Below are 9,783 nucleotides of genomic sequence, written 5' to 3' on the forward strand. Positions count from 1 at the left end.
CGCGACATATCGCCGGAATCTTTTGTCGTAATGTTTTTTCTCCTTCTCCATTCCCTTCTCCTCCTCCGGTTGCTTTCGTTAGCTGTATTCTATCACTTTGGCGTGTCTACTTTTTATACTAACTTCATATTCATGGAAGTTGGAAGTATTCCGGAGAGGGGTTGGAACTATTCCGAAGAAAGTTGGGAGTATTCCGCCGCAGGTTGGTAGAATTGCCACGCATACCGTACCGCTCCCGCCACTGCGACCGCAATCCGTGCCCCTGTTCTTCCTATTTCCCACATAAAAAACCGCCTGACTTTTGTCAGACGGCTCCTGTTTACTGCTGGGCAACTTCCAGGCGGTTTACGGCCCGTTTCAGGGCGAGTTCTGCGCGGTGGAAGTCTATGTTTTCCTGTTTTGCCTGCTCTAAACGGCGCTCGGCACGCTCTTTGGCGGCGCGCGCACGTGTAATGTCGATATCTGACGGCAGTTCGGCGGATTCAGCGAGTATGTTTACCTCATTTTGACGCACTTCCATGAAGCCGCCGCTTAAGGCAATGAGATGCAGCTGATCTTCCTGCTTAATTCGAATAGCGCCAATGGCAAGCGGTGCGACGAGAGGCAGGTGGCCCGGGAGAATCCCGAGTTCACCGGAAATCGTTTTAACACTGACCATATGGGACTGCCCTTCGAAAACGGTGCCGTCAGGTGTGACGACATATGTTTGCATCGTCTTCACCGGTCACCCTCCTTATCGAAAGGATGCGTCCTTCCGCATGTGCGGAAGAAGGATCACTTTTTGTTTCTTTATGAAAAGCGGGCTTCGCACCCGCTTTTTGTTCTTGTCCAATTTCTAACTGTTAGGACATCTGCTCGGCTTTCGCCGTTACTTCTTCAATACGTCCAACGAGTCGGAAGGCATCTTCCGGTACGTCGTCGTGCTCACCGTCAAGAATCTGACGGAAGCCCTGAATGGTTTCCTTCACCGGTACGTACGAGCCTTTCTGGCCCGTAAACTGCTCGGCTACGTGGAAGTTCTGGGAAAGGAAGAACTGAATACGGCGCGCACGGCTTACCGTCAGCTTGTCTTCTTCCGACAGCTCGTCCATACCGAGGATCGCGATGATATCCTGAAGCTCTCTGTATTTCTGAAGTGTTACCTGTACTTCCCGTGCGACTTCGTAGTGCTCTTCGCCTACGATTTCCGGAGAAAGCGCGCGGGATGTCGAAGCGAGCGGGTCCACCGCCGGGTAAATACCCATCTCGGAAAGCTTACGCTCGAGGTTCGTTGTCGCGTCCAGGTGGGCGAACGTTGTCGCCGGTGCCGGGTCGGTGTAGTCATCGGCCGGTACGTAGATCGCCTGGATGGACGTTACGGAACCTTTCTTCGTGGATGTGATACGCTCCTGCAGCTGACCCATCTCTGTAGAAAGTGTCGGCTGGTAACCTACCGCGGACGGCATACGTCCGAGAAGGGCGGATACTTCCATACCTGCCTGTGTGAAACGGAAGATATTGTCGATAAAGAGCAGTACGTCTGCGCCTTTTTCGTCACGGAAGTGTTCTGCCATTGTAAGACCTGTAAGTGCTACACGCATACGCGCACCAGGCGGCTCGTTCATCTGGCCGAATACCATGGCTGTTTTCGTGATTACCCCGGAGTCTTTCATCTCAAAGTAAAGGTCGTTCCCTTCCCGGGTACGCTCCCCTACGCCGGCGAATACGGAAATACCGCCGTGCTCCTGGGCGATGTTGTTGATCAGTTCCTGGATAAGAACGGTTTTACCTACTCCGGCACCGCCGAAGAGACCGATTTTACCACCTTTTACATACGGGGCAAGCAGGTCAACTACTTTGATTCCTGTTTCCAGGATCTCAGTTTCTGTCTGCAGCTGGTCGTATGGTGGTGCTTCCCGGTGAATCGGGTCACGCTGCACGTCGGCTGCGATTTCTTCGTCAAGGTCAATGTTCTCACCAAGCACGTTGAATACGCGTCCGAGCGTTGCGTCTCCTACCGGTACGGAGATCGGCTTGCCTGCATCTACTGCTTCTGTCCCGCGGACGAGGCCGTCGGTAGATGACATCGCGACTGTACGGACCGTGTCGTCACCGAGGTGGATCGCTACTTCCAGGGTCGTTTCTACGTCTACTTCCCCTTCGCGCTGAGCCTTTTTGGTCACTGTAATGGCGTTATAGATCTCAGGGAGCTGGCCGCGTTCGAACTGAACGTCTACGACCGGACCAGTAACCTGTGTGATACGTCCTATGTTCATCGTCTTTCCTCCTCTGGCATTGCTTACTAGCTTTGTGCTGCGGCACCGCCGACGATTTCGTTGATTTCCTGGGTGATCGCTGCCTGGCGGGCACGGTTATAGCTGAGTGTCAGTTCTTCTATGCGGTTGTCTGCGTTATCTGTTGCAGAACGCATCGCAGACATCCGTGCTCCAAATTCACTGGCTTTTGCATCAAGCAGGGAACCGTAAATCAAGGTTTCTGCATAATGAGGAAGAAGCTGCTCGAGAATCGTCGCCGGATCCGGCTCGTACAAATAGTCGAGACGGCCTTCCGTCTTCTGATCCGCTTCTTTCGCTTCCTCGGCAAGCCCGGTGAGCGGAAGGATCTTCGCTTCTGTCACCTGCTGGCTGATAGCGCTGATAAAGTGGTTGTAGTGAAGGTAGACTTCGTCAAACACTTCATCGGCAAACATCTGCACGGTCGTTTCCGCAATATTTTTAATATCACTGTATTCCGGGTGATCGTTCAGGCCGACAATTTCCTGCATAACAGGCATTCCGCGCTTCTTGAAAAAATCCCGCCCGACTTTACCAAGCACGACAATTCCGTATTCATCCTCGGAATTATGCCGCTCCTGGATCAGCCGGTGGGTTTCACGGAGAAGCCCGCTGTTGTAGGCTCCACAAAGACCACGGTCGGACGTTATAACGATATAGCCCGTCCGCTTAATCTCTTCCCGTTCCTGAAGCATGGGATGGGATACGTCCTCGGTTCCCTGGGCGATACTCGTTACTACTTCGCGGATTTTCTGCGTATAGGGCTGAAAAGCTTCTGCTCTTCCCTGGGCACGGTTCAGCTTCGCAGCGGATACCATTTCCATTGCTTTGGTAATCTGCTTCGTTTTCTTCGTGGAACCAATCCGCGTTTTAATCTCTTTAAGAGACGCCACGTTCTTCACCACCTTTGCTCCGAAAGCAGGAGGCCCGTGCCTCCTGCCTGTATCTTAAGTTCTTAGCTGGACTGGAAACTCTTTTTGAATTCTTCGATCGCACCGTTCATGTCGTCCTCGTCTGCAAGCTTGCCGGACTGTTTGATGCTGGAAAGAAGTTCTGATTTATTGTGATCCAGGAATGTATAAAGTTCTGATTCAAAGCGGCGGACATCTTCTACTTTGACGTCATCGAGGAAACCTCGTGTCAGAGCGTAAAGAATAAATACCTGCTTTTGAACAGGAAGCGGCTGGTTAAGACCCTGCTTCAGTACTTCCACCGTACGCGAACCACGGTCAAGCTTGGCTTTTGTGGACGCGTCGAGGTCGGAACCGAACTGAGCGAAGGCTTCCAGCTCCCGGTAGGACGCAAGGTCCAGACGAAGCGTACCTGCTACTTTTTTCATCGCTTTAATCTGGGCGGAACCACCAACACGTGATACAGAAAGACCTGCATCGACCGCCGGACGTACGCCGGAGAAGAAGAGGTTGGACTGAAGGAAAATCTGTCCGTCCGTGATCGAGATAACGTTTGTTGGAATGTAGGCTCCGATATCCCCTGCCTGTGTTTCAATGAAAGGAAGGGCGGTCAGTGAACCGGCTCCTTTGTCGTCACTAAGCTTCGCTGCACGCTCAAGAAGGCGTGAGTGAAGATAGAAAACGTCCCCTGGGAAAGCTTCACGGCCCGGAGGACGGCGAAGAAGGAGGGAAAGTTCACGATAGGCAGATGCCTGCTTCGTGAGGTCATCATAAATAACGAGCACGTGCTTGCCGTTGTACATGAACTCCTCACCCATCGATACCCCTGCGTATGGCGCGAGGTAAAGAAGCGGTGCCGGCTGGGAAGCACTTGCTGTTACAACGATCGTGTAATCAAGCGCGCCGTGCTGGCGGAGCGTTTCTACAACGCCTGCTACGGTCGATTCTTTCTGACCGATCGCAACGTAAATACAAATCATGTCCTCGTCTTTCTGGTTAATGATCGTATCCATCGCAATCGCTGTTTTACCTGTCTGACGGTCCCCGATGATCAGCTCACGCTGTCCGCGGCCGATCGGAATCAGAGCGTCGATTGCTTTAACGCCTGTCTGAAGCGGCTCGTGTACGGATTTACGATCCATAACACCAGGAGCTCCGCTTTCGATTGGACGTGTTTTCGTTGTGCCGACTGCACCTTTACCGTCGAGCGGCTGGCCAAGAGGGTTAACAACACGGCCGAGGAGTTCCTCCCCTACCGGCACCTCCATGATGCGGCCTGTACGTTTTACTTCGTCCCCTTCACGGATTTCTGTGAAAGGACCAAGAATAATAATACCTACACTGTTTTCTTCCAGGTTCTGTGCCATACCCATGACACCGTTTGCGAATTCGAGAAGCTCCCCGGCCATAACGTTTTCCAGACCGTGAGCTACGGCGATTCCGTCCCCGATGCGGATGACGGTACCGACATCATTTACTTCCATTTCCGTTTCATAGCCTTCGATTTGCTGCTTTAAAAGCGAGCTGATTTCATCGGCTCTGATGCTCATATCGTTCACCCCTATCTACTGTTCCCGGCAATCATGCGTTCATGAATGCGCTTGAGTTGATTCGCGACAGTACTATCATACACAGTATCTCCAACACGGACTCTCAGTCCGCCAATAAGGTCTTTATCCACTACATTATTAATATACAGCGTCGTTTTGCCTGCGCGTCTTGAAAACACATCTGCCACGGCTTCTTTTTCCGCCTCGGAAAGTTCCTTGGCTGAAGAAACAACTGCTTCGGCAATGCCCTTCTCTTCGTATGTAAGCGCCTTGTAGTTGTCTGCAATAACAGCAAACAAATACTCCCGCTTATTATCGATGAGAAGCTGCAGCAGGTTCAGAACCGGCCTGCCGACGCTGGATGCAAATGCATTTTTGACAATTTCCTTTTTGCGGCTTCCCGTCATACGCGGGTGCCGGAACACTTCGTCAAGAAGGTTCGTCCTTGCCATCACCTGTGTCACAGTGCCTAGATCTTCAAGCGTCTGGTCTAACGTTCCCTGCTCCTTCGCTGTATCAAACAGCGCTTTTGCGTAACGAAAACCTATTGGATGCTTTCTCATACTTCCTCGCCAACTTCTCTAAGCGTCTCCTGAATGAGCTTTTCCTGCTCCTGCTCGTCCAGCTCTTTTTCGATTACTTTTGCTGCCACAAGTACGGAAAGGGTGGAAACTTGCTCACGAAGCGCGGAGATAGCCTGTGCTTTTTCGGTGTTGATTTCCTGTTTCGCGTTTTCTTTGAGACGCTCCGCTTCGTCGCGGGCGCTTTTTACGATGTCCGCCGCCTGCTGTTCACTCGATTTTTTCGAGTTTTCAACAATGTCTTTAGCTTCCATACGTGCTTCCTGAATCGCTTCACGCTGTTCAGTAAGATATGCTTCTGCTTCTTCGCGGTTTTTTTCCGCTGAAGAAATCTGATCTGCAATATGACGTTCGCGCTTTTCCATCATGTTCATGACAGGACCGAACGCAAATTTCTTTAATAGTAATAAAAGAACGAAAAATGCTGCTATCTGGTAAAGCGCATTGATCCATTCAATTTCTGTAATATCAAACAACAGGGTCGCCTCCTTTGTGCAGAACTACTGTTAAGGAAAGCGTATCCGGAATGCTCCGGATACACTTTCGTACATAAGGAATGGCGAAGTATGTATAAACACGAACTCCGCCATTGAAATTGTGGTAGTTACATTTGACCAAGCAGTAGAAAGGAAAGAACGATTGCGAAAATCGGAAGGGCCTCTACTAGTGGTACACCAATGAACATGATTGTCTGTAAAGAGCTGCGGAGTTCAGGCTGACGTGTAACACCCTGAAGTGTGTTCGCGATAACAAGTGCTACCCCGATACCCCCGCCAATTGCTGCTAAACCTGCTGCCAAACCGATACCAATACCAATTAAACCTACATCCATGCTGAAAATCCTCCTTCAAAGTATCTTATTTCTAAAATGTATTAAGAATACGCTCCAATAAGAGCTATTATTCACAAATCCTAGTGTTCTTCGTTAACTTTGTGTGCCATGTAAACCATTGTCAGCATACAGAAAATGAAAGCCTGCAGCGTCCCGATAAAGACACTGAATGCCTGGAATACAACGAGCGGTAAAAATGCGCCAAACACCCAGAATAAACTTGAAGTACCAAGTCCAACGAGCATCAGAAGAATAACTTCCTTTGCGTAGATGTTGGCGAAGAGCCGCATACCAAGTGTAAGCGTGTTGGAAAACTCTTCAATGAGTTTGAATGGGGCAAGAAATCCCACGGGACGGAAATAATCTTTCCCGTATTCTTTAAACCCTTTCATTTTAATGCCGTAGAAATGAGTGAGCAGTATAATAAACAGTGCCAGAGACAATGTCAGTACTGCGTTGGAAGTCGGGGAGTTCCACCATACATAGTGATCTCCGGCCGTTGCCAGCTCGAACGGCACCCCCATCATATTTGCGACGAATATGTAGAGAATCAGGGTAATTCCCAACATAAAGAAATTCTGCCCCTTATCCCAGGGCATCGTACTGCTGATGACGTTTTTAATAAACTGAGTTAAATACTCGAGAGCGTTCTGTGCGCCGGTCGGGTACATCTCAATTTTTCTTGCCATAAAGAAGCAGACGAAGAAAACAATGGCCATGGCAACCGTAATCAGAATGAGGTTGGGAATATTGACCGTCATCCACGGAATACCGAATAAATCGACCGTTAAAAATTGAGTATCCAATCGTAAATTCACCTCTCTTTGATGCATTACAGACAGTTCCAGTTCTGGGAAAAGCTGCGCTACTGCAAATGCTTGATTTGGAAAATGGGATCAATTAGAAGGATGACGTACATGACTGCAAGACCTGCAATCACACCAGTCATATCGAAATACTGGGGAAAAGCCTGAGCAATAAACAGTGCAACCAGGACGATAAGAAGACGGCCGAGTGTACCGATGGAAAAACGGTATTTTCTTGTCGTATAGGACGTCATAATCCGCTTCACCTGAAAATATGTAGTTACAAAGTTTATGAGACCGAAAGCGGTCCCAAAAGCCATTCCCACAAAAAAGGTCGACATCGAGGTAATAAGTGCCACGAGAAGCAGTAATACAATTATGATGCCCATGTAGATGGAATATCTCCTGGCCAGTGCCTCCATTGATGTCATTCCTCTTCCTCCGTAAACTTCTTCACCGCGGTGTAAATTCCGTACATTCCTGCAACGAGTGATGCAAGCAGTGTGATCACGAGTACGGCTCCGCTGGTTCCGAAATACTGATCCAGCCATCTGCCTCCAAAAACTCCGAACAAAATCGCCCCTATAATATAGGAAGAAATTGTCGTCATCAGCGCAAAAGCTTTCATTACTGGCCGGTAAGGTGACTGCTCTGGCTTTTTTGGCATATCGTATGACTCCTTGCTTCCATTCAGGCCCTGCACCCGATATCCTCTGTAATCGTACAACACGACTATGGTCGTGTCAATACGATGAAAACGGAAACAAAGGCTGTACAGCAGTCATTTTAATGCCTGGAGCATTTTCCCTTCCCGGGCGTATTCCGGCTTTTTTCTCCCTCTTTCACGCCCCCTATTATACATAAGATTGTGAAAAATGTCTGTTATATTTACAAAAAATTAAATATGAACTTTTTGTGAAAAATGTCACTTTTTCAAGCAGCATGGGAACTTATTCCAAATTTCTGCAGACACAGTTATTCCCTGCTATACAACAGGGGGTTCATCTGTCTGGTGTTAAGCTTTTTCTTTTAAATCCTCCGCTGCCTGCACTGGAAAAACAGGAACACGCGTGGAGGAGTGTTTTCTATAAAGCATAAAAGAAAGGCAGCACGCCCCGGGGGTGACGTATTGCCTTTTCGGTAAAAATATGTCCACGAACGTTTTTCAGAAATACTTCGTCGGTTGTACGCGTTTTATTTATCTGCAGTCACCTCAGGGAAGAGCTTTGTTATCTTTCTCCGGGGGAAGAAACGTTAGTAGAAAGCGGTTGGAACGATTCCGGACGACTCGAACGTATGCCGTAGAAATAGCGGATAGCTTCCACAATTCTTTTGGAGGCTTCTCCGTCTCCATATGGATTTGAAGCTCTGGACATTTCCTCGTACGCTTTTGTGTCGTGAAGCAGTTCGGAAGCATAGTTATAAATATCTTCTTCATCCGTACCAGCAAGTTTCAGCGTCCCCGCATCAACCCCTTCCGGACGTTCTGTCGTATTGCGCAGCACGAGTACCGGCACACCAAGCGAAGGTGCTTCTTCCTGTACTCCGCCGGAATCTGTCAAAATAATATGCGCCCGGGAGGCGAAGTTGTGAAAGTCCCGCACCCCAAGAGGTTCGATAAGTTTAATTCTATTATCATTTCCGAGAATTTCGTCAGCAAGTTCCCGTACAGCAGGATTGAGATGTACAGGATAAACAACCTGAACATCATCATTTTCATCAACGATGCGCTTGATAGCCTGGAACATATTACGCATCGGCTGACCAAGATTTTCACGGCGGTGGGCCGTTACTAATATCAATCGGTCATCCCCAATTTTCTGCAGCACGTCGCTCTGATAATCATCCACTACGGTGGACTTAAGCGCATCAATAGCTGTATTACCAGTAATAAAGAGCCCTTCTTCCCTTTTATTTTCGTTCAAAAGGTTCTGTGCAGCTTTCTCGGTCGGGGCAAAGTGAAGATCGCTGATAACACCCGTCAACTGCCGGTTCATCTCTTCAGGGAAGGGAGAATACTTATCCCACGTGCGAAGTCCCGCTTCCACATGACCTACAGCTATCTGATTATAAAAAGCAGCAAGGCTGGCTACAAAAGTTGTCGTAGTGTCTCCGTGTACAAGTACCATGTCAGGTTTAATTCTTTTCATTACTTCATCCAAACCTTCTAACGCCCGGGTTGTCACATCGGTTAGCGTCTGACGCTCCTGCATAATATTTAAGTCCTCATCCGGTATAACCCCAAAAATGCCGAGCACCTGATCAAGCATTTCCCGGTGCTGTCCTGTCACGGTAACAATAGATTCTAAATCTTCCCGTTTATTAAGCTCAAGCACGAGCGGACACATTTTAATCGCTTCCGGCCGGGTGCCGAAGATCGTCATAATTTTTTTGCGTTCTGCCAAGCTGTTCACTTCCTTTTCCAAAAATATTTCACTTTGTTTTATTGTACCAGATATTCCCGCTTACATAAGCTCCTTTCCAAAAAACTCCCCATATAAAAGTACCTTTCAATCACTGAAACTTTATTTGGTGGAAGGGCACCCTTAACCACTTCAAAAGATCATAATATAATTCAGAAGCGGGTTTCTTCTGCACAAAGCCATTATAAGGAGGACGGTGGTTCTGGAAACTGGCAGTATTCCGTAGAAAGTTGGGAGAAAAACAGAGAGGGTTGGTAGAATTGACGGGGTTTGGTAGAATTTGTGCCTCTGTCAATAAAGTAGACAAAAGTCTATCAACTTTTTTCCCTCGCTCCGCCTGTTTTTCCTACTCCTGCAGGCCTTCGTGCCATCAGCCGGCCTGCGCCCTGATAGAAGGGGCTATCTCT

The 9,783-nt window shown here is 48.6% G+C and carries 12 protein-coding genes; 1 reads left to right on the forward strand and 11 read right to left on the reverse strand.

All coding sequences use genetic code 11. The annotated features are described in order from the left end of the window. The coding region (locus C6Y45_RS17905; RefSeq protein WP_218017833.1) for a hypothetical protein at positions 1-210 on the forward strand (210 nt) is incomplete at its 5' end. Positions 211-319: 109 nt separating this feature from the next. Here C6Y45_RS17905 and C6Y45_RS16870 read toward each other — a convergent pair. The 11 genes from C6Y45_RS16870 to wecB form a co-directional block, all read right to left on the reverse strand. Further along, a complete protein-coding gene (locus C6Y45_RS16870) occupies positions 320-721 on the reverse strand; it encodes a F0F1 ATP synthase subunit epsilon (protein WP_107586394.1) in 402 nt (133 codons plus the stop codon). Positions 722-842: 121 nt separating this feature from the next. After that, on the reverse strand, positions 843-2,255 hold the full coding sequence (gene atpD, locus C6Y45_RS16875) for a F0F1 ATP synthase subunit beta (protein WP_107586395.1): 1,413 nt from the start codon (positions 2,253-2,255) through the stop codon (positions 843-845). 26 nt (positions 2,256-2,281) lie between these two features. Beyond that, the gene (gene atpG, locus C6Y45_RS16880; RefSeq protein WP_107586396.1) at positions 2,282-3,166 is read right to left on the reverse strand and encodes an ATP synthase F1 subunit gamma; all 885 of its coding nucleotides are present in this window, start codon (positions 3,164-3,166) and stop codon (positions 2,282-2,284) included. A gap of 62 nt (positions 3,167-3,228) precedes the next feature. After that, positions 3,229-4,734, reverse strand: a complete 1,506-nt coding sequence (gene atpA / locus C6Y45_RS16885; protein ID WP_107586397.1) for a F0F1 ATP synthase subunit alpha — start codon at positions 4,732-4,734, stop codon at positions 3,229-3,231. Positions 4,735-4,745: 11 nt separating this feature from the next. Continuing rightward, the gene (locus tag C6Y45_RS16890) at positions 4,746-5,297 is read right to left on the reverse strand and encodes a F0F1 ATP synthase subunit delta (RefSeq protein ID WP_107586398.1); all 552 of its coding nucleotides are present in this window, start codon (positions 5,295-5,297) and stop codon (positions 4,746-4,748) included. Then, complete coding sequence (gene atpF / locus C6Y45_RS16895; RefSeq protein WP_107586399.1) at positions 5,294-5,791, reverse strand: F0F1 ATP synthase subunit B; 498 nt, start codon at positions 5,789-5,791, stop codon at positions 5,294-5,296. The genes C6Y45_RS16890 and atpF overlap by 4 nt, the downstream gene beginning before the upstream one ends. A 128-nt stretch (positions 5,792-5,919) precedes the next feature. Beyond that, on the reverse strand, positions 5,920-6,147 hold the full coding sequence (gene atpE / locus C6Y45_RS16900; RefSeq protein ID WP_107586400.1) for a F0F1 ATP synthase subunit C: 228 nt from the start codon (positions 6,145-6,147) through the stop codon (positions 5,920-5,922). An 80-nt stretch (positions 6,148-6,227) separates the two neighbouring features. Continuing rightward, positions 6,228-6,953 (reverse strand): F0F1 ATP synthase subunit A, encoded by a 726-nt coding sequence (gene atpB, locus C6Y45_RS16905; protein WP_107586401.1) that lies wholly within the window; start codon positions 6,951-6,953, stop codon positions 6,228-6,230. Between the two features lie 59 nt (positions 6,954-7,012). Beyond that, positions 7,013-7,384: an ATP synthase subunit I gene (locus tag C6Y45_RS16910; RefSeq protein ID WP_160058484.1), complete on the reverse strand. Its 372-nt coding sequence runs from the start codon at positions 7,382-7,384 to the stop codon at positions 7,013-7,015. Next, positions 7,381-7,620: an AtpZ/AtpI family protein gene (locus C6Y45_RS16915; protein ID WP_107586403.1), complete on the reverse strand. Its 240-nt coding sequence runs from the start codon at positions 7,618-7,620 to the stop codon at positions 7,381-7,383. Before C6Y45_RS16915 ends, C6Y45_RS16910 begins: the two co-directional genes overlap by 4 nt. A 562-nt stretch (positions 7,621-8,182) precedes the next feature. After that, positions 8,183-9,337 carry a non-hydrolyzing UDP-N-acetylglucosamine 2-epimerase gene (gene wecB, locus C6Y45_RS16920; RefSeq protein WP_218017834.1) on the reverse strand — a complete coding sequence of 385 codons (1,155 nt, stop codon included), beginning with the start codon at positions 9,335-9,337 and terminating at the stop codon, positions 8,183-8,185. Positions 9,338-9,783: the final 446 nt, after the last annotated feature.

This window comes from Alkalicoccus saliphilus, from assembly GCF_003044065.1.
GTDB classification, from domain to species: Bacteria; Bacillota; Bacilli; order Bacillales; family Salisediminibacteriaceae; genus Alkalicoccus; species Alkalicoccus saliphilus.